28 protein-coding genes are annotated in these 26,883 nt (G+C 67.6%); 16 read left to right on the top strand and 12 right to left on the bottom strand.

What is annotated here, in order from left to right; translation table 11 throughout:
- The gene (locus A5758_RS11630; RefSeq protein ID WP_067739925.1) at positions 1–1,191 is read right to left on the bottom strand and encodes an acyl-CoA dehydrogenase family protein; all 1,191 of its coding nucleotides are present in this window, start codon (positions 1,189–1,191) and stop codon (positions 1–3) included.
- 60 nt (positions 1,192–1,251) lie between these two features.
- Between A5758_RS11630 and A5758_RS11625 the strand changes: the two genes are divergently transcribed.
- Complete coding sequence (locus A5758_RS11625; RefSeq protein ID WP_067739923.1) at positions 1,252–1,905, top strand: TetR/AcrR family transcriptional regulator; 654 nt, start codon at positions 1,252–1,254, stop codon at positions 1,903–1,905.
- Between the two features lie 3 nt (positions 1,906–1,908).
- Here A5758_RS11625 and A5758_RS11620 read toward each other — a convergent pair whose 3' ends face one another.
- A complete protein-coding gene (locus A5758_RS11620) occupies positions 1,909–2,550 on the bottom strand; it encodes a helix-turn-helix domain-containing protein (protein WP_067201416.1) in 642 nt (213 codons plus the stop codon).
- A 79-nt stretch (positions 2,551–2,629) separates the two neighbouring features.
- On the opposite strand from A5758_RS11620, the gene A5758_RS11615 reads away from it, so the two are divergent.
- The 7 genes from A5758_RS11615 (at position 2,630) to A5758_RS11585 (ending at position 10,936) form a co-directional block, all read left to right on the top strand.
- Positions 2,630–4,147, top strand: coding sequence for an MFS transporter (locus A5758_RS11615; protein ID WP_067739921.1), 1,518 nt, complete (start codon positions 2,630–2,632; stop codon positions 4,145–4,147).
- A complete protein-coding gene (locus A5758_RS11610; RefSeq protein ID WP_067739920.1) occupies positions 4,144–5,223 on the top strand; it encodes an NmrA family NAD(P)-binding protein in 1,080 nt (359 codons plus the stop codon). Before A5758_RS11615 ends, A5758_RS11610 begins: the two co-directional genes overlap by 4 nt.
- Positions 5,224–5,225: 2 nt before the next feature.
- Positions 5,226–6,038 (top strand): methyltransferase domain-containing protein, encoded by an 813-nt coding sequence (locus A5758_RS11605; protein ID WP_067739918.1) that lies wholly within the window; start codon positions 5,226–5,228, stop codon positions 6,036–6,038.
- Positions 6,035–6,838, top strand: coding sequence for a class I SAM-dependent methyltransferase (locus tag A5758_RS11600; protein WP_067739916.1), 804 nt, complete (start codon positions 6,035–6,037; stop codon positions 6,836–6,838). Before A5758_RS11605 ends, A5758_RS11600 begins: the two co-directional genes overlap by 4 nt.
- Entirely contained in the window at positions 6,835–7,728 is an 894-nt protein-coding gene (locus A5758_RS11595) for an alpha/beta fold hydrolase (protein WP_231987284.1), read from the top strand. Before A5758_RS11600 ends, A5758_RS11595 begins: the two co-directional genes overlap by 4 nt.
- A 104-nt stretch (positions 7,729–7,832) precedes the next feature.
- Positions 7,833–8,573 carry a beta-phosphoglucomutase family hydrolase gene (locus A5758_RS11590; RefSeq protein ID WP_067201395.1) on the top strand — a complete coding sequence of 247 codons (741 nt, stop codon included), beginning with the start codon at positions 7,833–7,835 and terminating at the stop codon, positions 8,571–8,573.
- Positions 8,570–10,936, top strand: a complete 2,367-nt coding sequence (locus A5758_RS11585; RefSeq protein WP_067739913.1) for a glycoside hydrolase family 65 protein — start codon at positions 8,570–8,572, stop codon at positions 10,934–10,936. Before A5758_RS11590 ends, A5758_RS11585 begins: the two co-directional genes overlap by 4 nt.
- Before the next feature lie 3 nt (positions 10,937–10,939).
- Here A5758_RS11585 and A5758_RS11580 read toward each other — a convergent pair whose 3' ends face one another.
- A complete protein-coding gene (locus A5758_RS11580) occupies positions 10,940–11,506 on the bottom strand; it encodes a TetR/AcrR family transcriptional regulator (RefSeq protein WP_067201390.1) in 567 nt (188 codons plus the stop codon).
- Positions 11,507–11,567: 61 nt separating this feature from the next.
- Here A5758_RS11580 and A5758_RS11575 point away from each other — a divergent pair, with 61 nt between their 5' ends.
- Positions 11,568–12,461 carry a TauD/TfdA family dioxygenase gene (locus A5758_RS11575; RefSeq protein ID WP_067740031.1) on the top strand — a complete coding sequence of 298 codons (894 nt, stop codon included), beginning with the start codon at positions 11,568–11,570 and terminating at the stop codon, positions 12,459–12,461.
- Here the strand turns inward: A5758_RS11575 and A5758_RS11570 are convergent.
- Genes A5758_RS11570 through guaB form a run of 3 tightly spaced genes read right to left on the bottom strand, consistent with a single transcriptional unit; the run spans position 12,458 to position 16,987 of the window.
- Positions 12,458–14,194 (bottom strand): GMC oxidoreductase, encoded by a 1,737-nt coding sequence (locus tag A5758_RS11570; protein ID WP_067739912.1) that lies wholly within the window; start codon positions 14,192–14,194, stop codon positions 12,458–12,460. The two genes, A5758_RS11575 and A5758_RS11570, sit on opposite strands and share 4 nt — an antisense overlap.
- A 59-nt stretch (positions 14,195–14,253) precedes the next feature.
- Positions 14,254–15,381, bottom strand: coding sequence for a GuaB3 family IMP dehydrogenase-related protein (locus tag A5758_RS11565; protein ID WP_067201380.1), 1,128 nt, complete (start codon positions 15,379–15,381; stop codon positions 14,254–14,256).
- A 7-nt stretch (positions 15,382–15,388) separates the two neighbouring features.
- Positions 15,389–16,987, bottom strand: coding sequence for an IMP dehydrogenase (gene guaB, locus A5758_RS11560; RefSeq protein WP_067739910.1), 1,599 nt, complete (start codon positions 16,985–16,987; stop codon positions 15,389–15,391).
- A 163-nt stretch (positions 16,988–17,150) separates the two neighbouring features.
- On the opposite strand from guaB, the gene A5758_RS11555 reads away from it, so the two are divergent.
- Positions 17,151–17,558 (top strand): DUF5319 domain-containing protein, encoded by a 408-nt coding sequence (locus tag A5758_RS11555; RefSeq protein WP_046186907.1) that lies wholly within the window; start codon positions 17,151–17,153, stop codon positions 17,556–17,558.
- 4 nt (positions 17,559–17,562) lie between these two features.
- On the opposite strand, the gene A5758_RS11550 is transcribed toward A5758_RS11555, so the two are convergent.
- The 3 genes from A5758_RS11550 to A5758_RS11540 all read right to left on the bottom strand — a co-directional run bounded on the left by A5758_RS11550 (position 17,563) and on the right by A5758_RS11540 (position 19,798).
- Positions 17,563–18,327 (bottom strand): anti-sigma-D factor RsdA, encoded by a 765-nt coding sequence (locus A5758_RS11550; protein WP_231987283.1) that lies wholly within the window; start codon positions 18,325–18,327, stop codon positions 17,563–17,565.
- Positions 18,314–18,889 (bottom strand): sigma-70 family RNA polymerase sigma factor, encoded by a 576-nt coding sequence (locus tag A5758_RS11545; RefSeq protein ID WP_067201369.1) that lies wholly within the window; start codon positions 18,887–18,889, stop codon positions 18,314–18,316. Before A5758_RS11545 ends, A5758_RS11550 begins: the two co-directional genes overlap by 14 nt.
- A gap of 90 nt (positions 18,890–18,979) precedes the next feature.
- Positions 18,980–19,798 carry a hypothetical protein gene (locus A5758_RS11540; protein ID WP_197503885.1) on the bottom strand — a complete coding sequence of 273 codons (819 nt, stop codon included), beginning with the start codon at positions 19,796–19,798 and terminating at the stop codon, positions 18,980–18,982.
- 354 nt (positions 19,799–20,152) lie between these two features.
- Between A5758_RS11540 and A5758_RS11535 the strand changes: the two genes are divergently transcribed.
- From A5758_RS11535 to A5758_RS11515, 5 genes are all read left to right on the top strand, one after another.
- Complete coding sequence (locus tag A5758_RS11535) at positions 20,153–20,461, top strand: WhiB family transcriptional regulator (protein ID WP_066907726.1); 309 nt, start codon at positions 20,153–20,155, stop codon at positions 20,459–20,461.
- Between the two features lie 324 nt (positions 20,462–20,785).
- Entirely contained in the window at positions 20,786–21,565 is a 780-nt protein-coding gene (locus tag A5758_RS11530) for a Rieske 2Fe-2S domain-containing protein (protein WP_156622599.1), read from the top strand.
- Positions 21,562–22,041 (top strand): hemerythrin domain-containing protein, encoded by a 480-nt coding sequence (locus A5758_RS11525; RefSeq protein WP_067739904.1) that lies wholly within the window; start codon positions 21,562–21,564, stop codon positions 22,039–22,041. The genes A5758_RS11530 and A5758_RS11525 overlap by 4 nt, the downstream gene beginning before the upstream one ends.
- A gap of 37 nt (positions 22,042–22,078) precedes the next feature.
- Complete coding sequence (locus A5758_RS11520; protein ID WP_067739902.1) at positions 22,079–22,846, top strand: superoxide dismutase family protein; 768 nt, start codon at positions 22,079–22,081, stop codon at positions 22,844–22,846.
- Positions 22,847–22,977: 131 nt separating this feature from the next.
- Complete coding sequence (locus A5758_RS11515; RefSeq protein ID WP_067739900.1) at positions 22,978–23,385, top strand: hydrogenase; 408 nt, start codon at positions 22,978–22,980, stop codon at positions 23,383–23,385.
- A 90-nt stretch (positions 23,386–23,475) separates the two neighbouring features.
- On the opposite strand, the gene A5758_RS11510 is transcribed toward A5758_RS11515, so the two are convergent.
- From A5758_RS11510 to A5758_RS11500, 3 genes are all read right to left on the bottom strand, one after another.
- The gene (locus A5758_RS11510; RefSeq protein ID WP_197503882.1) at positions 23,476–23,874 is read right to left on the bottom strand and encodes a MarR family winged helix-turn-helix transcriptional regulator; all 399 of its coding nucleotides are present in this window, start codon (positions 23,872–23,874) and stop codon (positions 23,476–23,478) included.
- A 96-nt stretch (positions 23,875–23,970) separates the two neighbouring features.
- Positions 23,971–24,690 (bottom strand): nitroreductase, encoded by a 720-nt coding sequence (locus A5758_RS11505; protein ID WP_067740027.1) that lies wholly within the window; start codon positions 24,688–24,690, stop codon positions 23,971–23,973.
- A gap of 369 nt (positions 24,691–25,059) precedes the next feature.
- Positions 25,060–26,160, bottom strand: coding sequence for a ferritin-like domain-containing protein (locus tag A5758_RS11500; protein WP_067739896.1), 1,101 nt, complete (start codon positions 26,158–26,160; stop codon positions 25,060–25,062).
- A 361-nt stretch (positions 26,161–26,521) separates the two neighbouring features.
- Between A5758_RS11500 and A5758_RS11495 the strand changes: the two genes are divergently transcribed.
- Entirely contained in the window at positions 26,522–26,866 is a 345-nt protein-coding gene (locus A5758_RS11495) for a hypothetical protein (protein ID WP_231987282.1), read from the top strand.
- The last annotated feature ends 17 nt before the right edge of the window (positions 26,867–26,883 follow it).

Raw genomic sequence — 26,883 nt, 5'->3', positions numbered from 1 at the left:
TCACATCAGATGAGTCGGTTGGGTAATGCCGAAACGGGTGCCGGCGTAGCGCTTCAGGGCGGACGGGCCGAAGTACACGTGCTGGCCGGCGGTGTGCAGATCCCGGAAGCAGCGTTGCAGCGGATGGCTCGCGTGCACCGCGCCCGCGCCGGTCAAGTCGAACGTCGTATCAACCACTTGACGCGCCGCACGCATCGCCTGCTGGGCGGCGAGCTGGAAGCCTGCGCGCTGCTGCAGCGATGGTGGATCACCGGCAAGGGCGGTTTCCCACAGCGCGCCGGCCTCATCGAGCACGAAGGCCCGGGCCGACCTCAAACCGGCTTCGGCATTGGCGAACTCGACTTGGGCGGACGGGTCCTTCGCCAGCGGCTCGAACGCGCCGGCGCGCGTCTTCGTTGTCGCGAGGTCGGTGAATTCGTCGAGTGCGCGCCTAGCGATCCCGAGCGGGACGCCGACCAGGGCGACCCCGACGAGGGTAAAGAAGGCCAGCCTCCACAGGGTGCCGTCCTGGCGGGCCGCCTGGAAGAACGGGCTGATGGTGTGTTCCTCGGCGACGCAAAGATCCGGGGCGATCAGGTCGTTGCTGCCGGTGGCGCGCAGACCCAGAACGTCCCAATTCTCGACGATCTCGGCGTCGGCGCGCGGAAAGAAGGCGAGGCGCCAGTCGGGGCCCTGCCCCGAGATCATTCGCGGCGTCTCGCCGTCGAAGACGAACATGCCGGTCAGCAGCCATTCGGCATGGCGGCAACCGCTGGCGAACGGCCACCGGCCCTCGACCGCGAACCGTCCGTGGCCATCCGGGACGGCACGGCCGGTGGGGGCGAACACCGTGGCCGCCAAGAAGTCGGCGTGCGAGCCGAACAGCGCTGTGGCGACGGCGGGTTCGAGCCAGGCGGTGAATGCGGGCGCCCCGGCACCGATGGCCGCGATCCATCCCGTGGAACCGTCGGCACGCGCCAGCTCCTCGACCAGGTGGATGAAGTCGACCGGGGCCACTTCGAATCCGCCGAGCGAGCGCGGTTGAAAGGCGCGGAAGACGCCGGCCGCGCGCAGACGCTCGACCAGATCGAGCGGCAATGTGCCGAGCGCCTCGGCCTCATCGGCGCGCGCCATGATTTCGGGCGCCAGCGCACGCGCGACGTCCGTGGGATGGGCGCCGTCCGACAGGGCGGGGCGTGTTGCGGTTGTCATGTCACGCTCCCTTCGTCTGATACAGTAACCAGTAATAGATACAGGAGCATGTATTCAATTATGGGATCTGTCAAGGGCCGGCCTCCGCGGCGTTACGACTCGACCCGCCGTCGCCAACAGGCCCAGCAGAACCGGCACGCGGTGCTCGTCGCCGCCCGGCGGAGATTCCTGGCTCAGGGCTACGCGGCGACAACCATCGCCGAGATCGCAAGCGACGCAAGCATATCGGTTGAAACCGTGTACAAGGCGTTCGCCACAAAGGCGGGCGTGCTCAAAGCGCTCTTCGATGTGTCCGTCGCCGGCGACGACGAGCCGATCCCGATGGCTCAGCGAGACGTGATCCAGAACGTGATCGATGCGACCGACGCGGCCCGCAAGCTGAAAATCTACGCCGAGCACCTGGCCGCCACCATGCCGCGCAGCGCGCCAGTCCAGCTGCTCGCGCGCGACGGCGCCGCCTCATCGCCGGACGCCGCCGAGGTCTGGAAGCAGATCCGGCAGGAGACGCTGACCGCCATGACGATGTTCGCGTCCGATCTCGCCCGCACCGGGCGGCTTCGAGTCAGCGCCAGGCAAGCGCGCGATGTCCTGTGGACGTATCACGCCCCGGAGCTGTACGAGCTTCTCGTCCTGGAACGCGGATGGTCGGCCACCCGCTACGGCAAGTTCATCGCCCGGGCGCTGACCGACGCCCTGCTCGACCGCCCGGATTGAGGCCTACAGCGAGAAGGCCGCCCGCACCGCGTCGACGGATGCCGGGTCGCCCGTCACGGTGATTCGCCGCAGCGCCGCCGCGCGCTTGGCCTCGCTCGCGCCCAGGCGGGCGGTCACCAGATCCGCCGCGCCGGCGGTGATCGTCACAGAAGGTTCACCGTGACCACCGGCTAGGCGGCCCTGGGTCACCGCGAAGTCGAAGCGCCGGCCGTCGATCTCGGCCCGGCACGTCGCCTCCAACCCGGCCGCCTTGCCGGAGTCGAAGCCGAGCAGGATGCCGGCCAAAAACCCGTTGAGGGGCGATACCCCGCCGCCGCCGACCGGGTCCAACCGGTCCAGGCCGAACAACGCGACGCTCCTCAAGACGGGCAACGCCCGCTGCCAGCCCATGTCACTGAGGGTGTAGACGGTCCGTCCGATCGGGGCGGGCAGGTCGGTGCGGTCGACGAGTCCCGCATCCTGCAGTTCTTTGAGCCGCTCGGCCAGCAGATTCGTTGCAATGCCGGGCAACTCGGCGCGCAGGTCACCGTAGCGGCGGGGGCCGCCGACCAGCTCGCGCAGGATCAGCAGCGTCCAGCGCTCGCCCAGGACGTCGAGCCCGAGCGCTATCGGGCAGTTCTGGTTGTAGGTCCTGCGGGTCGCCACCAGGCCAGCCTACCAGCGGTAGACGTGATTTTCTATCGGTTACTTGATTTATTTGTCTATCGGCTTTAGTGTCTTGTTCATGCGTCCCGAACCCCTCCTCCGGAACCGCCCCACCCCGGCGCTGGCCGTCATCTGCCTCGGGGTCTTCGTCATCAGCGTCGACGCCACCATCGTCAACGTCGCCCTGCCGACCCTGTCTCGCGAACTCGGCGCCGACACCGCCCAGCTGCAGTGGATCGTCGACGCCTACACCCTGGTGATGTCCGGGCTGCTGCTCTCCGCGGGGAGCCTCAGCGACCGCTTCGGCCGACGGGGCTGGCTGAACTCCGGCCTCGCGCTGTTCGCCGTAACCTCTGCCGTTGCGGCGCATACCGATTCGGCCGCCCAGTTGATCGCGGCACGCGCCGCCATGGGGGTGGGCGCGGCGGTGATCTTCCCGACCACCCTGGGCCTGATCACCAACATCTTCACGGACGCGGCGGCCAGGGCCAAGGCGATCGGCCTGTGGGCGGCGATGGTCGGCGTCGGGGTGGCCGTGGGGCCGATCAGCGGCGGCTGGCTGCTCGAACACTTCTGGTGGGGCTCGATCTTCATGGTCAACATCCCGATCGCGGCGCTGGCCATCGTCGGCGGCATCTTGTTCGTGCCGACCTCGCGCGACCCGGCCGCACCGCGCGTCGACGTCGGTGGCCTGCTCTTGTCGGCGGTCGGGATCACCGCGTTGGTCTACACGGTCATCGAGGCGCCCACCTGGGGATGGACCAACGGCCGGACCGCGATCGGGTTCGCCTCGGCCGCAGCGGTTCTGACCGGGTTCGCGCTGTGGGAGCGGCGCAGCGACCACCCCATGCTGGACGTGTCGGTGTTCGTCGACCGCCGGTTCTCCGGCGGTAGCCTGGCCGTGACCGCCGGCTTCCTGACGTTGTTCGGCTTCATCTTCGTCATCACCCAGTACTTCCAATTCATCAAGGACTACACCGCATTTCAGAGCGGGGTGCGGCTGCTACCGGTCGCAGCCTCCATCGCGCTCGCGAGCATCGCGGGACCCCGGCTGGTGGAACGGGCCGGCACCACCGCCGTCGTCGCCGCCGGCCTCACCGTCTTCGCCACCGGGCTGGCGTGGGCGTCCACCGCCGACGCCGCCACGCCGTACACCCAGATCGCCACGCAGATGCTGCTGCTCGGCGGCGGCCTCGGCCTGACCGTTTCGCCGGCCACCGAGGCGATCATGGGGTCGTTGTCCGCCGACAAGGCCGGGGTGGGCTCGGCCGTCAACGACACCACGCGCGAACTCGGGGGCACGCTCGGCGTCGCCATCGCCGGCAGCATCTTCGCGTCGGTGTACTCGGGACATCTCGGAACGGAGGCGCTGACCGGGCTGCCCGCGGACGCGATGCGACACTCAATGGCGCTCGCGCACAGGGTGATCGAGCAGCTGCCGGCGCAGCGGGCCGGTGGCGTCCGCGCCGCGGTCGACCGCGCGTTCCTGGACGGCCTGCAGGTGAGCTCGCTGGTCTGCGCGGGCATCGCGCTCGGCGCCGCGATCGTCGTCGGCTGGTTATTGCCGGCACGTCAAACCGAAAGGACAACCGCATGAATACCCGAGTGTTGGTGACTGCCGCCACCGGCAGGATCGGCAGCGCGGTCGCCGCCCAGCTGTTGGAGAAGGGCGTCGCCACCAGGGCCATGGTGCATCGCGAAGATGCGCGCAGTGCACGCCTGCGGGAACTGGGCGCCGAGGTGGTCGTGACCGATATGTTTGATATCCAAGCGGTTACGGCCGCGCTGGACGGGGTGGATCGGCTGTACTTCAACCCTCCGTACCACCCCCATGCACTCGACAGCGCGGTTGCCTTCGCGGTGGCCGCACGGCGCGCCGACGTGGAAGCGGTGGTGGCGCTCGGACAGTGGACGGCCAGCCCGGAGCACCCTTCGCTGATGACCCGGCAAGCATGGCTGACCGACAAGCTGTTCGACCTGCTGCCGGACACCGCCCACGTCGCGGTCGATCCCGGCTACTTCGCCGACAACTACTTGCAGGTGCTGCCGCTCGCCGCAGCGCTGGGAATCCTGCCGGTGTCCACCGGGAAGGGCCGAAATGCGCCTCCATCCAACGAAGACATCGCCCGAGTTGCCGTTGGCGCCCTGCTTGACCCGCACCGTCACAACGGCCGCGCCTACCGTCCGACCGGACCGACCCTGCTATCGGGAACCGAGATCGCCGGCGCGGTCGGTGAGGCGTTGGGCCGACGGGTGCGCCACATCGATATCCCCCCATGGATGTTCATGCGCGCCGTGCGCGTCAATGCCAAACGGCTCGGCGCCGACATGTTCTTCCAGTCCAGCCTGCGCCACTACCTGCCCGAATCCGCCCTGGGAACCTGGGACGTAGGTGGTCCCACCACACACGTTCGTGACGTTGCCGGTGTCGAACCCGAAGATTTCCTGACGATCGCACGCCGCTACGTCACCGGCCCCGAAACACGGCGCACCGCAGGTAATTTCATCCGGCAACTCGGCGACTTTCTGTTGACCGGTCTCGTACCGATGCACCGCCTCGACAAGTTCGACCGGCTTCAACAACATCCGCAACCCGCACGTCCCCGGTTTGCCGGTCAGTCTGCGCTTTGGCGGGCCGAGCACACCGCACCGGAGAGGATAGGAACGCGATGAACATGAGCACTTATGTTCTCGGCCACGCCGACGTGGAGGTGCGGCGGCTCATCCTGCAGGGGCGGCTGTACAACGACTACACCGAGCACGCGCTGCGGCTCGCCGGACTGCGCCCGGGCATGCGGGTGCTCGATATCGGGTGCGGGCCCGGCGACGTGTCGTTCGTCGCCGCTCGGCTGGTCGGTCCGACGGGAAGTGTCCTCGGCGTGGACGCCGCACCCGCGATGGTCGAGCTCGCACGCAGCCGCGCCGCCGAGCAGGGCCTGCGCACAGTGCAATTCACGCAGGCCGCCGTCGACGCGATCGCGCCGGACGAACCGGTGGACGCGGTCATCGGCCGGCTGATCCTGATGCACCTGCCCGACCCGGCCGGCACACTGCGGCAGCTGAGCTCCTTCGTGCGCCCCGGCGGCTTTGTCGCCTTCTCCGAGAACGACATCACCGCGACGCGCAGCATCCCGGACCTGCCGCTGTTCGGACGGGTCACGGCGGGCATCGTCCGCGCCTTCGAGGCGATGGGCCTGTCCGCGCGGTTCGGCACCACGCTGCACTCCGTCTTCGCCGAGGCCGGCCTGGGCGCCCCGCACCTGACTCAGGGGACACCCATCGGCACCGCCGCCGACGCCGACATCCTGGCCTACGCCGCCGAAGTCTGGCGGTTGGTCTCCCCCATCGCGGAGCAGGGCGGCTTCGCCATCGACGAGCTCGCCGACATCGAGGACTTCGTGCCGCTATTCCGCCGGGAGGTGCTTGCGGCCGGCGCCCTGGTCACGATGCCCCCGCTGATCACGGCCTGGACGGAGGTCCACAGATGAACGAGACGATCCAGAGCCAGTACTCGACCGGCCTGTCCCGACCCAACATCGAGCGCGCGCTGACGTCCGCCGGGAAAGACCTCGACCGGCTCGAACCCGCCGACCTGGGCACGCTGGAGGACTTTCACACCATGGGCCGCTTCGCCACCAGCCAACTGGTGGATCTCGCGGGCATCATCAGCGAAAGTCGGGTGCTCGACGCGGGCAGCGGGATCGGCGGCACCGCCCGCTACGTCGCCGACCGGTGCGGCTGCACGGTGGCGGCCGTTGATCTCACCGATGAGTACTGCGAAACGAGCCGTTGGCTCAATCGCCTGGTCGGTCTCGACGACCGGATATCCGTCCGGCAGGCGGACGTCACCGAACTTCCCTTTGCTGACGGCACTTTTGACGTCGTCATCAGCCAGCACGTTCAGATGAACGTCGCGGACAAGGCGCGCCTCTACTCCGAAGCGCACCGGGTGCTGGCGGCCGGAGGGCGGATTGCGTTGTGGGACATCATGACCGGGGACCATGGCAAACTGGAATATCCGCTGCCGTGGGCCGACCAACCCGAGCGCAGCCATCTGGTCACCCCCGACGAGTTACGCGCAGTCGTCGAGTCCGCCGGGTTCGCCGTCGAGCACTGGAGCGACCTGACCGCGCAGGCGACCGAGTTCATGCACGCGCTGCTGGCCCAGCCCTTGACCCCGCTGGGTTTGCACGCGTTCGTCGACGACTTCGAGCTGAAGGTCGGCAATCTAACCCGCGCGCTCGCCGACGGGCGGCTTCGGGCCATCCAAGCAGTGTGTAGAAGGTGAAGGCCTTGGCGCCCAATGAGATTGCTAATCAGCGGTACACGATGACGTGGAGCGGCGGCCGCGGTGAAGTGAAGTTCCTGCGGCGCTCCGACGGATCCCGGTTGCGTTACTTCACGACCGGCACCGGTCCGCCGCTCGTCCTGTTGCACACCGTAAGGACACAGCTGGACTATTTCCAGCGGGTGGTGCCCGCGCTCTGGGACGAATTCACGGTTTACGCGCTGGATCTGCCCGGCATGGGGTGGTCCGACATAGTCCCGGGTGCCAGATATGGCGAACCGGAACTACGCAGCGCCGTCGTCGAATTCATCGAAACGCTTGAGCTGCATGATGTCACGTTAGCCGGTGAATCGATGGGTGCGGCGATCGCGCTGTTGGCCTCGATCGAGCTGACCGGCGAAGTGCGCAACGTGGTCGCCTTCAATCCTTACGACTACCCGAGCGGCCTGGAACGCGGCAACTGGTTCGCCCGCGTGATCGGGACCGCCGTCCGCCTGCCCGGCACGGGGCAGGTCTTCGCCCGACTGGAAAATCGCATGATCCTGCGGGCGGTGCTGCGCGGCGGCTTCACCGATCACAACGCGCTACCCGAAGGCTTCCTCGGCGAGCTGCGCCGAGCCGGCCGTCGACACGGCTACCCCAGGGTGAACCGGGCCATCATGCGCAGCCTCGACGGCTTCGTGGCCGCCCGAAGCCGCTACGCGCAGGTCAGCGTTCCCGTCACTCTCGTCTACAGCGAGCATGACTGGTCACGTGTGGCGGAGCGCTCGCACGTCGCTGTCCAGCTGAATGCGGAAGCCATCACTGTGCCCGGCGCGGGCCACTTCTCGGCCCTCGAGCGCCCGATGGAAATGGTCCGCGTCATCCTGGAAAGCCGTCGACGTACGTAACGAGCACCAGCGCCTGGTGGGCCGAGGTAGCGCTCGGATTGCTCTGCATGGTGGAGTGGGTATCGCTTAACTAGTCCTCCAAGGCCAGGAAGCGAGGTCCACCCGTGCTCGGTCTGCCCGAGAAGGTGCATGCCTGTCTGTTCGACCTCGACGGTGTGCTCACCGATACCGCGAGCGTGCACACCAAGGCCTGGAAGGCCATGTTCGACGACTACCTGTCCGAACGGGCCAAACGCACCGGCGACGAATTCGTTCCGTTCGATGCGGCCGACGACTACCGGAAATACGTCGACGGCAAGAAACGCGAGGACGGGGTCCGGTCCTTTCTGCAGAGCCGCGGGATCGAGCTGCCCGACGGCAACCCCGATGACGCGGGAGACGCCGAGACGGTATACGGCCTGGGCAACCGCAAGAACGACATGTTCCAACGGGTGCTGCGCGAGGACGGCGTCGAGGTCTTCGAAGGCTCGCGGCGATATCTGGAGGCGGTCTCGGCGGCCGGCCTGGGAATTGCCGTGGTGTCTTCGAGCGCCAACACCCGTGACGTCCTCGAGATCACCGGCCTGGACCAGTTCATCCAGAAGCGGGTGGACGGTGTCACGCTGCGCGACGAGCACATCGCCGGTAAGCCGGCGCCAGACTCCTATCTGCGCGGGGCGGAGTTGCTCGGCGTCGAAGCCGGGGCCGCGGCCGTGTTCGAGGACGCGATTTCGGGCGTGCAGGCCGGCCATGCCGGTAACTTCGGCTACGTGGTGGGAGTCGACCGAGTGGGCCAGGCCGACGATCTACGACGCAACGGCGCCGATGTGGTGGTCACCGACCTCGCCGAGCTGCTGCAGTCATGATCGACGACGAAGCATTCCCCGTCGATCCATGGCACGTCTGCGAAACAAAGCTCGACCTGAACCTGTTGGCCCAGTCCGAATCCCTGTTCACCCTGTCCAACGGGCACATCGGGCTGCGCGGCAACCTCGACGAGGGTGAGCCCTACGGTCTGCCCGGCACCTACCTGAACTCCTTCTACGAAATCCGCCCGCTGCCCTACGCCGAGGCCGGCTACGGCTATCCGGAGGCCGGCCAGACCATCGTCGACGTCACCAACGGCAAGATCATCCGCCTGCTGGTCGAGGACGAGCCGTTCGACGTCCGCTACGGCGAATTGCTCTCGCACGAGCGGGTTCTCGACATGCGCGCCGGGACGATGACCCGCGGCGCGCATTGGCGCTCCCCCGCAGGCAAGGAGATCAAGCTGGTGTCCACCCGGCTGGTGTCGCTTGCGCAGCGTGGTGTCGCCGCCATCGAATACGTCGTCGAAGCGGTCGGCGATTTCGTTCGCGTGACGGTGCAGTCCGAGCTGGTCACCAACGAGGACCAACCCCAGACGTCGGGTGACCCGCGGGTATCGGCCATTCTGGAGAGCCCCTTGGTGGCCGTCGATCACGAAAACACCGAGACCGGGGCGCTTCTCATGCACCGCACCCGTAGCAGCGCCCTGATGATGTCGGCCGCGATGGACCATGAGATCGACGTTCCCGGCCGCGTCGAGTTCAGCACCGACGCCCGCGACGATCTGGCGCGGACCACGGTGATCTGTGGGCTGCGCGCCGGGCAGAAGCTGCGCATCGTCAAACACCTGGCGTATGGCTGGTCGAGCATGCGCTCGCGCCCGGCCCTGCGCGACCAGGCCGCCGCCGCCATCCACAGCGCCCGCTACACCGGGTGGCAGGGGCTGCTGGATTCGCAGCGGGCGTACCTGGACGACTTCTGGGACAGCGCCGACGTCGAGGTCGAGGGCGACCCGGAATCCCAGCAAGCGGTGCGGTTCGGGCTTTTTCACCTACTGCAGGCCAGCGTGCGCGCCGAGCGCCGCGCGATCCCGGCCAAGGGGCTCACCGGAACCGGCTACGACGGCCACGCCTTCTGGGACACCGAAAGTTACGTGCTGCCGGTGCTCACCTACACCGCGCCGCATGCGGTGGCCGACGCGCTGCGGTGGCGGGCGTCGACCCTGGACCTGGCCAAGGATCGGGCGGCCGAGCTGGGCCTGCAGGGCGCCGCGTTCCCCTGGCGGACCATTCGCGGGCAGGAGTGCTCGGCCTACTGGCCGGCCGGCACGGCGGCCTGGCACATCAACGCCGACATCGCCATGGCCTTCGAGCGGTATCGCATCGTCACCGGCGACGAGGAACTGGAGAAGAATTGCGGGCTCGCGGTGCTCGTCGAGACCGCCCGGCTCTGGCTCTCCCTCGGCCACCACGACCGGCACGGCGTCTGGCACCTCGACGGCGTCACCGGCCCCGACGAGTACACCGCGATCGTGCGCGACAACGTCTTCACCAACCTGATGGCCGCGCACAACCTGCGCACCGCCGCCGAGGCCTGCATCCGCCACCCCGAGGTGGCGGAGTCGATGGGCGTCACCACCGAGGAGACGGCCTGCTGGCGCGACGCGGCCGACGCCGCGAACATCCCCTACGACGCCGGCCTGGGGGTCCACCAGCAGTGCGAGGGGTTCACCACCCTCGCGGAGTGGGACTTCCAGGAGAACCACGCCTATCCGTTGCTACTGCACGACCCGTACGTGCGGCTCTATCCGGCGCAGGTGATCAAGCAGGCCGACCTGGTGCTGGCGATGCAGTGGCAGAGCCACTTCTTCACGCCGGAACAGAAGGCGCGCAACGTCGATTACTACGAGCGGCGCATGGTGCGCGACTCGTCGCTGTCCGCCTGCACCCAGGCGGTGATGTGCGCCGAGGTCGGGCACCTGGAATTGGCGCACGACTACGCCTACGAGGCCGGGTTGATCGACCTGCGCGACCTACACCACAACACCCGCGACGGCTTGCACATGGCGTCGCTCGCCGGCGCCTGGACGGCGCTGGTGGGCGGCTTCGGCGGCCTGCGCGACGACGAGGGCATCCTGTCGCTGAATCCTGCTCTGCCCGACGGTATTTCGCGGCTGAGATTCAGGCTTCGGTGGCGCGATTTCCGGCTTACCGTCGACGTGAACCATTCAGACGTCACCTACACGGTGCGCGACGGCCCGGGCGGCCAACTCACCATCCGGCACGCGGGCGAAGAGATCACCCTGAGCACCGATGCGCCGAAAACCGTAGCGGTGCAAGCCCGCAAGCCGCTGATGCCGCCCCCACAGCAGCCTCCTGGCCGCGAGCCACTGCACCGCCGGGCACTGACGCGGAAAAAGTGAGCGTCAGCCGGATTTGAGGATTCGCCCCACCTCTGCGCCCACCGCCTGCCGTATCTCGTCGTCCGTCAGCTCGTCGATCCCGGTCGCCGAGCGCAGGATCGGCGCAAACAGCCGCCAACCAAATTGCAGCGCAAGGGCATTGGCGACGGCCAGGCGCGCATCGATCTCGTTGTCGTGAAGCGGCCGCACCCAGCCGAGTAGCGTCGCGATGTTGGGAAAGCGCTTCTGCAGCTGCCCCGCCGGATACCCGTCGAGCACGGTGCGGGCCATGACCCGCATCTGCCGGTCAAGGGCCCGGTCCAGGACGTCGGCCGGCGCCTCCTCACTGAGCAGGGCGCTTAGGTTGGCGCCCAGGTGATCGAGCACGGCGCCGACCAGATTCTCCTTGGTGCCGAAGTGGCGAAAAACCAGCCCGTGGTTGACGTTGGATCGCGCGGCGATGTCGCGGATCGACGTCGCGGCCGGGCCCCGTTCCGCGAACAGGTCGGTGGCGGCCTCCAGGATCGCCGCAGCGACCTCGGCCCGCCCGGTGGGCATGTTCGCGCGGCCACTTGCGGAACGTGTAGTCATGTGACTACAGTACTCGATGTAGTCAGTTGACTACACCCCTTTCACACGAGGATTGATGAAAATGATCGGTCAGATAACCGTCACCAAGCTGGGTAGCCGCATCGGCGCGCGGGTCGACGGGGTGCGCCTCGGGGGCGATCTCGACCCGGACGCGATCGAGAAGATCCGCCAGGCGCTGCTGGCCCACAAGGTGATCTTCTTTCGCCACCAGCACCAGCTCGATGACCAGGAGCAACTCGCGTTCGCCGCACAGCTGGGCACGCCCGTCGGCCATCCGGCCGCCGAGGTGCTCGCCGCCAAGAACGCGCCGGTCATCACGCCGATCAACTCCGAATACGGCAAGGCGACCCGCTGGCACACCGACGTCACGTTCGTCGCGAACTACCCGGCCGCCTCGATCCTGCGGGCGGTCACCCTGCCCAGGTACGGCGGCTCGACGCTGTGGGCCAACACCGCCGCCGCCTACGAGCACCTGCCGGAACCGCTCGCCTGGCTCGTCGACGACCTCTGGGCGGTGCACACCAACCGGTACGACTACATCACCCCTGAAGCAATGACCGACGCGCAGCGCGCGTTCCGGCAGGCCTTCGAGAAGCCGGATTTCCGCACCGAGCATCCCGTGGTGCGGGTACACCCGGAGACCGGTGAACGCACCCTGCTACTGGGAGATTTCGTGCGCGGGTTCGTTGGCCTGGACAACTACGAGTCGACGGTGCTCTTCGATTTGCTGCAACGGCGAATCACCGTCCCCGAGAACACCATTCGTTGGAACTGGGCGCCGGGTGACGTGGCCATCTGGGACAACCGGGCCACCCAGCACCGCGCCATCGACGACTACGACGACCAGCCTCGGCTGATGCACCGCGTCACCCTGATGGGCGACGTGCCCTTCAACGTGCACCGGCAACGCAGCCGGGTGGTCAGCGGCGCCCCACTTGAGGCGATCGCGAGCTAGCCGGCCGAGGGCACCGGGGTGATCGGCAACCAGCGCAGCGCACCCGGCGCGTCCGCGGGCACCACGGGTTGCTGCGGCGCGATCGGGTCCAGCCGGCGGTAGGGCTGGCCCTGCGCTGGGCGCTGATCGTTCTCGCCCTTGTTCGGCCACAGCGAGGCGGCCCGTTCGGCCTGTGCGGTGATGGACAGCGACGGGTTGACGCCCAGGTTCGCCGAGATCGCGGCACCGTCCACCACGAACATCGTGGGATAGCCGTAGACCCGGTGATACGGGTCGATCACGCCGTGTTCGGCGCTGTCGCCGATCGCCGCGCCGCCGAGGAAGTGGGCGGTCAGCGGGATGTTGAACAGCTCACCCCAGGTGCCGCCGGCCACGCCGTCGATCTTTTCGGCGATGCGCCGGGTGACCTTGTTCCCGACGGGGTTCCAGGCCGGGTTGGGATCCCCGTGCCCCTGCTTGCTGGTGTACCAGCGGATGCCCAGCTTCCCGCGTTTGGTGTAGGTGGTGATCGAGTTGTCCAGGTGCTGCATGACCAGGGCGATCAGCGTGCGCTCGCTCCACTGGTGGACGTTGAGCATCCGCATCATGCGGCGCGGATCCTCGCGGGCCTGGTCCAGCAGTTGCTTCCAGCGCGGCACGTCGGTGCCCTCCGGACCGGTGCCGTCGGTCATCAGCGTCTGCAGCAGCCCCATCGCGTTGGACCCCTTGCCGTAGCGGCAGGGTTCGACGTGGGTGTCTGCGGTGGGATGGATCGACGACGTGATGGCCACCCCGTGCGTCAGGTCCAGTTTCGGGTCGACCTGGAGCTTCCCGGCCCCGACGATGGACTCGGAGTTGGTGCGGGTCAGCACGCCGAGCCGCTCGGAGAGGCGCGGCAGCTTGCCCTTGTCGCGCATCTTGAACAGCAGATGCTGCGTTCCCCAGGTGCCCGCGGCCAGGATCAGGTGCGTCGCGGTGTAGGTGCGCCGGTCCCTGCGCAGCAGGCTTCCCGTGCGCACCGTGCGCACCTCCCACACCCCGTCGGAGCGCTGCTGGAAGCCCTTGACCGTTGTCATCGGAATGACTTGTGCCCCAGCCGATTCGGCGAGGCCGAGGTAGTTCTTGAGCAGCGTGTTCTTGGCGCCGTAGCGACAGCCCGTCATGCAGCAGCCGCATTCCAGGCAGCCGGTGCGTTCCGGTCCCGCGCCGCCGAAATACGGGTCCGGCACGGTCTTGCCGGGGGTCTTGGCGCCTTCGGGGCCGAAGAACACCCCGACCGGGGTGGGCACGAAGGTGTCGCCGCAGCCCATCTCGTCGGCGACTTCCTTGAGGACCCGGTCGGCGTCGGTGAAGGTCGGGTTCTTGACCACCCCGAGCATCCGTTTCGCCTGCTCGTAATGCGGCATCAACTCGTCGCGCCAGTCGGTGATGTGCGACCACTGCCGGTCTTTGAAGAACGGCTCCGGCGGCACGTAGAGCGTGTTGGCGTAGTTCAGGGAGCCCCCGCCCACCCCGGCGCCGGCCAGGATCAGCACGTTCTTCAGCGGGTGGATTCGCTGAATGCCATAGCAACCCAGCCCGGGCGCCCACAGGAACTTGCGCAGATCCCAGGAGGTCTCGGCGAAGTCCTCGTCGGCGAAGCGCCGCCCGGCCTCCAATACGCCTACGCGGTAGCCCTTTTCGGTCAGCCGCAGCGCACTGACGCTGCCCCCGAAACCCGAACCGATAATCAGAACGTCGTAATCCGGCCTCATCGCACCAGTATGGCCTTACTCACGGGTAACGAGCCAGTGCCCCCGGTCTTCAGCTGGCCTCAGCTTCCAGTGGTCAGCCCGACCTTCTGGAACTCCTTGAGATCGCAATAGCCGGCCTTGGCCATCGACCGGCGCAGGCCGCCAACCAGGTTCAGGGAACCGAACGGGTCGTCGGAAGGCCCGTTGAGCACCCGCTCCAGCGGCGGGCGCTCGCCCAGCGCGATCTGCAGCAACGCCCCGCGGGGCAACGACGGGTGCGCCGCCGCGGCCGGCCAGAACCAGCCCTCGCCGAGCGCTTCGGCGGATTCGGCGAGCGGGGTGCCGAGCACCACCGCGTCGGCGCCGCAGGCGATCGCCTTGGCCAGCTCGCCGGAGGTATGGATGTCGCCGTCGGCCAGCACGTGCACGTAACGGCCGCCGGTCTCGTCGAGGTATTCGCGCCGCGCGGCGGCGGCGTCGGCGATGGCGGTCGCCATCGGCACGCTGATGCCCAACACCTCGTCGCTGGTGGTGACGCCCCGGGTGGAGCCGTAGCCGACGATGACGCCGGCGGCGCCGGTGCGCATCAGGTGCAGCGCGGTGCGGTGGTCGAGCACCCCGCCGGCCACCACCGGGACGTCGAGCTCGGAGATGAAGGTCTTCAGGTTCAGCGGCTCACCGTCACTGGCCACCCGTTCGGCCGAGACGATGGTGCCCTGGATGACCAGCAGGTCGATGCCGGCCTGCAGCAGCACCGGGGTCAGCGCCTGCGCGTTCTGCGGGCTGACCCGCACCGCCGTGATCACCCCGGCCTCCCGGATGCGCGCGACCGCGGACCCCAGCAGGTCGGGGTTCAGCGGGGCGGCGTGCAATTCCTGCAGCAGCCGGATCGACGCCGACGGTTCGGGCTCCTTGGTGGCGGCCTCGACGAGCTGGGCGATCTTGCCCTCTACGTCGGCGTGCCTGCCGATCAGGCCTTCGCCGTTGAGCACGCCCAGCCCGCCCAGCCGGCCGAGCTCGATCGCGAACTCGGGCGACACCAGTGCGTCGGTCGGGTGGGCCACCACCGGGATCTCGAAGCGGTAGGCGTCCAGCTGCCAGGTGGTCGACACGTCCTGCGACGACCGGGTGCGCCGCGACGGCACGATGCTGACTTCGCTCAGTTCATAGGTGCGACGGGCGTTGCGGCCCATCCCGATTTCGACCATCCCGGCCTCAGCGCGCAAAGTAGTTCGGCGCTTCGACGGTCATGGCGACGTCGTGCGGATGGCTTTCGCGCAGCCCGGCGGAGGTGATCCGGACGAACTGCGCCTGCTGCAGCGCCTCGATGGTGGGCGATCCGGTGTAGCCCATCGCGGCGCGCAGACCGCCGGTGAGCTGGTGGATCACCGAGGACAGTGGTCCGCGGAACGGTACCCGGCCCTCGATTCCCTCGGGCACCAGCTTGTCCTCGCTCAAAGCGTCGTCGGCGAAGTAGCGGTCCTTGGAGTACGACTTCGCCCCTCCGCGGCCCTGCATGGCCCCCAGCGACCCCATGCCGCGGTAGCTCTTGAACTGCTTCCCGTTGACGAAGATGAGCTCGCCGGGGGCCTCGGCGGTGCCGGCCAGCAGCGAGCCCAGCATGGCCGTCGATGCTCCGGCGGCCAGGGCCTTGGCGATATCACCGGAGTACTGCAGCCCGCCGTCGGCGATCACCGGCACGCCCGTCGGCCCGCAGGCCGCGACGGCTTCCAGGATCGCCGTGATTTGTGGCGCTCCGACCCCGGCCACCACCCGGGTGGTGCAGATCGAGCCCGGTCCCACGCCGACCTTGACCGCGTCGGCGCCCGCCTCGACCAGCGCCAGGGCCGCGGACCGGGTGGCGACGTTCCCGCCGATCACCTCGACCTTCTCGCCCACCTCCGCCTTGAGCTTGCCGACCATGTCGAGCACCAGCCGGTTGTGCGCGTGCGCGGTGTCGACGATCAGGACGTCGGCCCCGGCGTCGACCAGCATCATCGCGCGCACCCACGCGTCGCCGCCGACGCCCACGGCGGCGCCCACCAGCAGCCGGCCGTCGCTGTCCTTGGTGGCCAGCGGGTGCTGTTCGGTTTTGACGAAGTCCTTGACGGTGATCAGCCCGGTGAGCCGGCCGTGGCCGTCGACGACGGGCAGCTTCTCGATCTTGTTGCGGCGCAACAGGCCCAGTGCCGCGTCGGCGCTGACGCCCTCCTGGGCGGTGATCAGCGGGGCCTTGGTCATCACCTCGGCGACCTTGCGGGTCTGGTCCACCTCGAACCGCATGTCGCGGTTGGTGATGATGCCGACCAGCGCGCCGACGTCGTCGACCACCGGCAGGCCCGAGATCCGGAACCGGGCGCACAGCGCGTCCACCTGCGCCAGGGTGTTGTCCGGGCGGCAGGTGACCGGGTCGGTGACCATGCCGGCCTCCGAGCGCTTGACCATCTCGACCTGGCCGGCCTGCTCGGCGACGGGCAGGTTGCGGTGCAGCACACCCATGCCGCCCGCCCGGGCCATCGCGATGGCCATCCGTGACTCGGTGACGGTGTCCATCGCCGAACTGACGAGCGGCACTTTGAGCCTGATCTTCTTGGTCAGCTGGCTGGACGTGTCCGCGGTGGCGGGAACCACATCGGAAGCGGCGGGCAGCAGCAGGACGTCGTCGAAGGTGAGGCCGAGCATCGCGATCTTGTGCGGGTTGTCACCCCCGGTCGGCGCGGGGTCGTCGATCAGTCCTCGAATATCGGGGTCGCGCACGTAGGGGCTGCCGACGAGGTCGGAACTGTCTTCCAGGTGGGACATGCCACGGGTCATCGGTGGGGCCCTCCATACGATGCGGCGCGAGACCCCCATCCTATCGGCTCGCCCGTCGCCCCGACCCGCTTGTCGGGGCGCGCCGCGGACGGCAAAGGGCCCGGAGACGACGGGCGGCCTGGCTGCTGGCGTTATCCCGGCCCGGCTGCGTAGGCTAGTGTGCGTGCGCGATCACCTCCCACCGGGTTTGCCGCCCGACCCCTTCGCCGACGACCCCTGCGATCCGTCGGCTGCGCTGGAAGCCGTAGAGCCGGGGCAACCCCTGGACGCCCAGGAGCGGATGGCGGTCGAGGCGGACCTTGCCGACCTGGCGGTTTACGAGGCACTGTTGGCGCACAAGGGCATTCGCGGGCTCGTGGTGTGCTGCGACGAATGTCAGCAGGATCACTATCACGACTGGGACATGCTGCGCGCGAACCTGCTGCAGCTGCTGATCGACGGCACCGTCCGCCCGCACGAGCCTGCCTACGACCCCGAGCCGGACGCCTACGTCACGTGGGATTACTGCCGGGGATATGCCGACGCCTCACTCAACGAGGCCACCTCGGACGCAGACGGATACCGCCGCTAGACCGCTAGGGGTTGTTCGGCGTCACCGCCGACGGCGTCGAAGTCTGCCCGTGGTGCCGGTGCTTGCTCCACGACTGACTCGGCGAGGGCGTGACTGACGGGCTCGGCGAAGCTTCGGAGGGTGTGGTGGCCGCCGTCGGCGCAGCGGTGGTCGGAGTCGACCACGCCGACGGCGTGTTCGCCGGGGGCGGCAGCGTCGCATTCGGGTTTCGCGATTGGACCCTGAGATTCAACAGCTTCAGCTGGTTTGTCAGCTCCTGTTTGCTGGCCGGGTCGTCGATCGACTGGACCAGGCTGCTCACCTCGGTGAGCTGGTTCTGGGCCTGGTCCCATTGACCGCGGTCGATCGATTCCTGCACCTTGGCCAGGTCGGCCCTGGCCGACAGCATGACCTGATTCTTCTCGTTGACGCGCGGCTGGTCGAAGAACATCGCGTGCAGCCCGTGCAGCGGGGTGCCGGGGCGCGCCTCGACCACCATCGCGCCGAAGCCGCTCATCACCAACAGCGCCGCGGCGACCGATCCGATCGTCGCCAGCCCGCGCCGGCCGCGGCGACGGTCGGCCAGGCCGGCGCGCAGGGCGTCGACGGCTTCCTCGGCCGACACCAGCGCACTCGCCGGTGGCCACCGCAGGTTGTCGCGCCAGTCCTCCAGCAGCGTGGCCATCGCGTCCATGTCAGGGTCACCGACGTGCACCGGCCGCCGCTCGGCGAGCGCGTCGAGAAGCAGGTTGGTGCGGGCGAATTCGTCCAGGGATTCAGGCACAGTCACCTGCCGCGATCATTTCGGACTTCAGCCGGGACAGCGCGCGGTGCTGGGCCACCCGGACCGCTCCCGTGGTGCTGCCGACGGCGGACGCGGTCTCCTCGGCGGACAAGCCGACGACGACACGCAGGATCAGGATCTCGCGCTGCTTGGCGGGCAGGATTTCGAGCAGCTCGCTCATCCGGCTGACCGAATCGGCTTCGATGGCCCGCTGTTCGGGGCCCGCGTCGGACGACCAACGCTCGGGAATGACCTCGGTCGGATAGGAGAGATCACGGCCGGCGGCCCGATGGGCGTCCGCGACCTTGTGCGCCGCGATGCCGTACAGGAAGGCGAGAAAGGGACGCCCTCGGTCCCGGTAGCGCGGCAGCGCCGTGATAGTCGCCAAGCACACCTCCTGTGCCACGTCATCCGCTGACAGCCCACCCCGCTCGACTGTCCCGACTCGCGCGCGGCAATATCGCACGACAATCGGACGGATGGTCTCCAGCACCTCCCGTAGTGCGTTACTGTCCCCCGCCACGGCCTTGGACACCACAGCGTCGAGACGATCCCCTTGAATTGTCATCGACGGCGGTATCTCCAACGTTACGAACCGGACACATCGCGGGCTAACCGGGCTAACTAACGAATTGACAATAACGGCCCGGAGGCCATTTCAAGCGGAACGCCACGTCGCACCGGCGCGCCGCACTTGGCCTGCGGAGACATCGCGAATTTCGCGTAGCTTTTGTGTCGAGACGGTGACGCTACCGAGATCAATCAGCAAGCACGCCAACGCCCAACGAAGCGGGACCAGCCCGAGCCGGCCGGTGGCCTCCAGCGCCGCCTCCGCCACCGCCCGCGCGCGCTCGACGGCCCCGGCGCTGCACAGGGCGGCCGCCAGCACCACCTCGCTCTTGACCGCGTGCCGCGCCGACGGGACGGCCATGGCGCCCGCCAGCTCCACCGCTTCGTTCGCATGGCGGATGGCGGTTTCGCCGTCGCCGCGGGCCATCGCCAATTCGGCGGCCACCCACCCGCGGCGCACCGGCTGCCGCTCGGGCAGCGGCTCCGCACCCAGCTCGGAGTCCGCGCGGCGCAACAACGCCGCCGCCGCCGCGAAGCGGCCGACACCCAGCGCGTCGGCCGCCAGCCCGATCACGGCGTCGGCACGCGCCTCGGGGTCCACGCCGGCCAGCGCTAGGGCGCGCCCGTCCCACCCGCGCGCCAGCGTGTGCCAACCCAGTTGGCGCAGAAAGGATCCCTGCGTGCTGTGAGCCAGGGACGCCAACCGACCGGCGGGGGCGTCGCGCCGCAGCGCGGCCAGATCGCGGTAGGCGCTGCCGTAGCGGCCCTGCCCGCCCGCTGCGACCGCGCGCAGCCATAAGCCCTCCGGAGTGACCGCCGTCGGCAGCGGCCAGGTGCCGGGCCGGTCTCCGAAGGCGGCGGCGGCCAGCTCTCGGCCAATCACGGAAGTGTGACGAGTTTCAATCACGACGATAGGAGTAAACAGTTTGTGCTGTTCGCGTTACCGAACTGTTAATCACAATAGGTCCTGTACTAATCGCGGCCGGCCCTCCCCTGGCCCGTGAGCTGGGAAATCTCGTTCCGGTCAAGTGCCTGGTAGCACGGTGCGTGTTTCGACAATGGGTAGCAGATGAACGCGGCGTTAATTCTTTTATAACCATTACATACTTTGTCGGGCTAAGTGGCTATTGACGCAAATTCACCGCCCGCCCTAACGTCTACGCATGACGGGTAGTCATCGGTGACGCCACTTCATTTCAGTTGCACAATCGCTTCGCGAACCTGACCTTACTGGGCGTGCCGTGCAGAGAGGGAAACACCAATGCCACAGCCGGAGCAGCTACCTGGACCCAACGCCGACATCTGGAACTGGCAACTGCAGGGCTTGTGCCGCGGCGTTGACTCGTCGATGTTCTTTCACCCCGACGGTGAGCGCGGCCGCGCCCGCATGCAGCGCGAGCAGCGCGCCAAAGAAATGTGCCGGCAGTGCCCGGTAATTCAGGAGTGCCGTTCCCACGCGCTCGAAGTCGGTGAGCCCTATGGGGTTTGGGGCGGCTTGTCCGAATCGGAGCGCGACATGTTGCTGAAGGGCGACATCGGCCGCACGCGCGGCATTCGCCGCTCGGCCTAACGGCGCACGACTCGGTTGAACGAATGGCCGTGGCGGTCCGTGTACTAGTCATGGGCTAGGCCGCCGGCTGGCCGCGTCCATATCGACGCGGCACTCAACAACCCTTGCGTCGCGTCGGGCTAGATTCGGGCGTTCCGTCGTGCCGGGGGCCCCGCGTCGGTTCGCTCACGCGCACAGGAGGGTGCCGTGACTGAACGATCACATCGATCTCCGGATCGCGTCCGTAATTACGGCCATGCCGCAGTCAGAAGGCTGGGAAGACAGGAATGGCTAGACCGGCCGAGCTACCGCCTCGAGCACGGTCTGACATTCCTCTTCGCGGCCATGGGCCGATATCGCGACCGGGTCAGCAATGCGCTGCACGGCACCTGGCTCGGCCATCCGCTGCATCCCGCGTTGACGTCGGTGCCGACGGGAGCGATCACGACGACGGTCGCGATGGATGCGGCGTCCATGCTCTCGGGGAGTGGCGCGCAATGGCGTGACGCGTCGAGGTTCGCGTTGGGTGTCGGACTCGCCGGAAGCGTCGGCGCGGCCGCGACCGGTCTGACGGACTGGCAACACACGCATGAGCAATCGCGACGGGTCGGCGTTGTCCATGGCTTGCTGAACGGGGTCGCGACGAGCCTGTACGCGTTGTCGTGGTGGGACCGCCGCAACGGTCGCCATCAGCGCGGGATGGCTTGCAGTGCGCTGGGCTACGGCATCACCCTGAGTAGCGGCTATTTGGGCGGAGCTCTCGTCTACGGATCGGGAGCCGGGGTGGACCGCTCGGGGGCTCGGCTCAGTGCCGCCCACTGGACGCCGGTGTTGCCGGCAACGGCCCTGGACGGTCAGCCGCGGCGGGTCGAGGTTGACGGCGTCGGCGTGGTTCTCTACCGCACCGACGACCGGGTCCTGGCCGTCGGCGCGCGCTGCCCCCACCTCGGTGCGCCGATGGACGACGGCTGGATCGATCGCGGCCGCATCGTTTGTCCGTGGCATGGCTCCCGGTTCGCCTGCGAATCGGGAGAAGTGCTGCGTGGACCGGCGACAGCCGCACTGCCGCACTACCCGGCACGCATCCGCCATGGATACGTCGAGGTGCGCGGAGGCGCGAAATGAACGCCTACGATGTGCTCTTTGAACACCACAAGGTCTTACGCGGGCTTTGCGAGAAGATCACGGCGTTGCCCCCGGCTACCGGCGAGCGGCAGGACGCCCTCGATGAATTGTTGATCGAACTCGACATTCACATGCGGATCGAGGACGACCTGTTCTATCCGGCGGTGTCGGAGGCAAGCACGCTCGTCGCGATCGCCCACGCGGAGCACCGGCAAGTCTGGGATCAGCTGGCGGTGCTACTTCGGACCCCGCCGACGGCGCCGCAATACGAGGGCGAGTGGCACTCGTTCGTCACGGTCCTGGATGCACACGCCAGCGAAGAGGAGCGCGACTTATGCCCGGCGCCAATAGATTTGAGCGCCGAGATGCTCGACGCACTCGGAGATCGAATGGTGGAGCGCATCACCCGTTTGCGTCGATCCACGATCAATAAGCTTCGCGTCCGAGGCCGCGCCACCCTGTTGAGTTCGCTGTAGTCGTTTGGACCGCGACCAATCGGGGTACGACCGGCCCATGAATAAGGGCGTAACCTTCGCGGCCGTGGCGCTTGCCGCCACCATCGCACCGTTGGCAGCATGCGCAAACCAGCAGGGTGGCCAATCTGCCACGTCAACGTCGTCCAGCGCGCCCCCCGGCACCGAGCGGATGACCACGCAGTTGAAGAGCGCCGACGGAAACCAGGTCGGCACCGCCACCATTGATTTCGCGAACGGGTACGCGACGGTGACCGTGGAGGCCGGACCCAACCAAGTCCTGAGCCCGGGTTTCCACGCGCTGATGATCCACGCTGTGGGCAAATGCGAGGCTAATTCCACCGCGCCGTCCGGCGGCTCGACCGGGGACTTCAATTCGGCCGGAAGCGTCTACCAGGCACCGAATCACACCGGTTTCCCGGCCAGCGGCGACCTGACCGCGTTGCAGGTGCGCAACGACGGCTCGGCGAAGCTGGTCACCACCACCAGCTTGCTCACCGCCTCGGACCTGAGAACCAGCTCGGGCACCGCGCTGATCGTCCACCAGAACGCGGACAACCTGAGCGGGAGTTCCGCCGGCGAGTCGGGCAAGCGGGTGGCCTGCGGTGTGCTCGCCGCGGCGGCCGCGACGACGACGTCGTCCACCTCGACGACGACCAGCGTCACGACGATCACGACGACGACCGAAGTGCCACCGCCGTCCACCAGCACGAGCACGGTCACCGTCACCAGCAGCCCGACGTACACGTCCACGCCGATTACCACTGTGACGACGACTCCGCCGAGCCTTCCGCCCGGAACCCGCTGACGCGTGGCGGTCGGAGCCGCCACGACACATAAACCTCTGCGACGACACGCCGAGAACGCCCGCGGCGGTTTATGTCTCGTGAGGAAAGCGGATCGCCATAACGACGGGCGCGGGCGGCCTACTCTTCTGACATGCAGACGGTGCTGTTCACACTTGGGTTGGTCCTGTTCCTGATCGGCCTGCTGACTGGATTCGCCATCCCGGCACTGAAGAACCCGCGGATGGGGCTGTCGAGCCACCTCGAGGCCGTCCTCAACGGCATGTTCCTCGTGCTAATTGGCCTGCTCTGGCCACACATCCACCTGCCCAACGCGTGGGGTGTGACGGCGGTCGGACTGATTGTGTACGCCGGCTATGCGAACTGGCTGGCGACCCTGCTCGCCTCGGCCTGGGGCGCCGGCCGCCGACTCGCACCCATCGCTGCGGCCGATCACGAGGCCTCGGCGGCAAAAGAGCGGACCGTCAGCTTTCTGTTGGTGTCACTCGCGCTGGCGATCGTGGTCGGCGTGGGCATCGTCATCGCCGGGCTTCTCAACTGATCTGCTTCATCAACGCATCCTTGTCGACGAGATCCCACACCTCCGCGAACTTGCCGCCCTAGACGCGGTACCGAGTGCATTCCGAATGCTCTACTGTTCGGCAGGCTCGGTGAATCGAGTGAGCAAATCCGTCAGTTGTTCTGCCTCCCCGGGACCCAGCATGGAGACGAGGCGCTCAGCCAGCGGCTCTGCGGCCATATGGGCGGCGTCGAAAACCTCAAGACCTTTAGGGGTGATCTCCACCGCCCGCACCCGCCGGTCCCCCGGAACGGGTTTGCGGACGGCGAGCCCCTTGCGCTCCAGGTCGTCCACGACCCGCATAATTCCCGCCTTGTCCGAACCGGTCGCCGCGACCAACGCCCGCTGCTCCGTGGGCCCGCGGTTGACGAGGACGAGGAGCACGGCGAAATGCCGCAACTCGATACCGAGGGGCCGAAGCGCCTCCGACATCACCGCGGCCGCGCGCCAGTGCGCCCTGCGCAGCGACAAACCAAGAGCGAAAGGCGAGGGGTCTCCAGGGCGGTCGGTCGCACGCCGGGCGGTAGCGCGGCTGGAAGCGTCGCGGGTCATCGAACTGGCATCCCTTTATCCGGATTGAACACCGGACTCCGACCGGATGGCATGTTCCAGAGCAGACGACTCGTGGTCGACGAACGTGACCGTCTCTTCGAGCGGCGCCCGGCCTGTGCGGTTGTACTTCACTGCGGAGTCCTCGTACCCAATCGACATGCCGCAGAACAGGATTAGTCCGTCCGGTGGTGACAAGACCTCCGCGACCGTTTCGCGAACCTGCGACCACGCCATCTGAGGGCAGCTGTGTAGCCCTTCGGCGCGGAGTAGCAGCATGACGGTCTGCAGATACATCCCGACGTCGGCCCACTGTGCCACGCCGAGATCGCGGTCGATGTAGCAGAACAGCGCGGCAGGCGCTCCGAAACAATTCCAGTTCGCGATGGCCGCCCGCTGGCGCGCCTCCCAGTCCTCGCGCGCAATGCCGAGTGCGCTGTAGCGCTCCTTGCCGAAGGCGGATCGTCGGTCGCCGTACGGCGACTTCATTCCGGGCGGGTACATCTCGTACTCCCGCTCGTCCCAGGGGTCACCATGGGCCACGCGCTCGACGGCGCGCGTCTTGAGCTCGCCAAGCAGCGCGCCGGTTACTACATACGTGTTCCACGGCTGGATGTTCGATCCCGATGGGGACCATGCCGCCGCGGACAGCACACGCTCCAGCACCTCTCTCGGCACCGGCTGGTCGGTGAATCCGCGCACTGCACGTCTGCTTGTGACCGCCTCGTATACGTCCATGACCGCCTCCCTCACCATTCGCTTTATTTCCGTTTCGTATAACACTGTATCAGTTGATACTATTTCGAAGGTGATGGGCGAAGTCTCAGCTGCGCAGTCCCTCACCAAGCGAAGAGCCGTCGTTTAGTGGTGGGTGATGCTCGCGGCCGTGGTCCGTGGTCGTTTGGCGCACTTGTCGACGATCGCCGCCTCTGCGTCAGAATGCCCAGGGTCCGTGGTCGTTTGGCGCACTTGTCGACGATCGCCGCCTCTGCGTCAGAATGCCCAGGGACCCGCCCGCCGACCTCATCGCCGTGATGCGCGTCAGGATCCGGGCGGTGCGTCAAGCGGCGGCAATCGCCGCCTCCGCCGAGCAGGCCGGACGTTGAGTTAGCTCGCGCCGGCCGCGATCGCCTCGTCCACCTCGAGGGCGCGGACGGCCATCTCGGCGTGTGCCTTGTCCAGCGCCTCGGCCTGATCTTCATCGGCCTTCATCAGCGCCTCGATGTTGAAGCCGGCCATGTCGAGGACGCCCATGTCCCGGAAGGCCTGCTGCACCTTGTCGCCCCACAACCCGATGTCCTTGACGATCGGCACAATGCGGCTGAAAAGGTGCGAGCGGAACTGGATCATCAGCGGCGACGTGTCGACCCATTCGGCACACGCTTGCACGTCCATGCCGAGTGTCTCGAAAACCTCCTCGCCGCGGAACCGGTCGCGCATCAGGTAACAGGCGTCCACGACGAACTCTTCACGCTCGCCGCGCTCGGACTCGGTGAGCGCGGAGTAGTAATCCTTCAGCGAGATCCGGCCGAAGGCGACGTGCCTGGCCTCGTCCTGCATGACGTAGGCCAGCACCTTTTTCGCGAGCGAGTCCGGCGCCGCCATGTCACGCAGCACCCCAAAGGCCGCGAGTGCGAGCCCTTCGATGAGGACCTGCATGCCGAGATAGGGCATGTCCCAGCGCGAATCGCGCAGGGTGTCGTCCAGCAGTGCGGTCAGGTGCTTGTTGATCGGGTAGACCACGTCGACCTTCTCCTGCAGGAACCGCGAGAACGCCTCGACGTGCCGGGCTTCGTCCATGGTCTGGGTGGCCGCGTAGAACTTCGCGTCCAGGTCCGGGACGACCTCGACGATCTTGGCCGCGCACACCATCGCCCCCTGCTCGCCGTGCAGGAATTGGGAGAGCTGCCAGGCCTGGAAGTGCTGACGCATTTCGGCGCGACGTGCCTCGTCTGCGGCGTCCCACATCGGGCTGCCGAACAGCGGATGGAACTCGATGGGCAGTTCGATCGGGTTCGTCGGGTCGACGTCTTGCGTCCAGTCGATGCGCGACTGGGCGTCCCACTGCTTGTCCTTCCCCTTTTGGTAGAGGGAGAGGAGCCGGGCGCGCCCCTCGTCGTATTCCCAGGTAAAGCGCGCGTCGCCGGCACTGGGGACCTCCCACGAGTACGGCGTGGGCACATCCGTGTACTTGTCCCTGGTAGTCATGAGCTCCGCCTCTCTACCTGGCGTGACCAGTGGTCATATGACGGGTATCACACTGCACCGCGTGCGGCAGCGCGTCAAGCCTGACGTTTGGCGAAAATGCGACTTGATGATGACGAGGCAAATACATTTCGTTGGGTTCGATTAATCGCCGACGAACCAAACGGGCAGTTGGCCTCGAGATAGAGAGATTCCGATGGCTGACTATCTCCCCGGTGCGTTGGCCACTCTCCGAGCCGCATTATGCGCGGCGGCGTTTTCGATCACGCTCAGCATCTCCCCGGCTCACGCCGCCCCGCCGCCCGCCGCCTGCAGGCCGGCCGCCGGCGGTGACGAGAATGCGTGCACCGCCAGGCTGGGTTCGGTGACCGCCGATACCACCGACGGAACAATCACCGGGACACTGGTCGGTGGCGGGGCTTCGGTGACGCTCTGGGGCGAAGCGGATGCGTACTTGAAGTCGCAAGGATTCGGTTATGTACCGCCGGATCCAATCCAACGCTGGGATGCCGCGATTGACGGGGTGAACAACGCCGACCCGGCCGACCCCAACTGGTACGGAACCGAAAAGTCAAGAGCTTTCTTGCCCAGGACCTTGGATAGTCTGGCGAGCCAATTTCCACCCGGCGTCCTGGTAGTCCGGTTCGTGCCTGACGACACGCACTCTGGCTGGTTTCGGCTGGTGTCGATCCAGCCGGTAGCCCAGTAGCACGTCCTCTCTGGTGT

It is taken from the genome of Mycobacterium sp. 852014-50255_SCH5639931, assembly GCF_001665605.1.
Taxonomy (GTDB): Bacteria; Actinomycetota; Actinomycetes; order Mycobacteriales; family Mycobacteriaceae; genus Mycobacterium; species Mycobacterium paraffinicum.
This window is presented reverse-complemented; position numbering and strand designations above follow the sequence as displayed.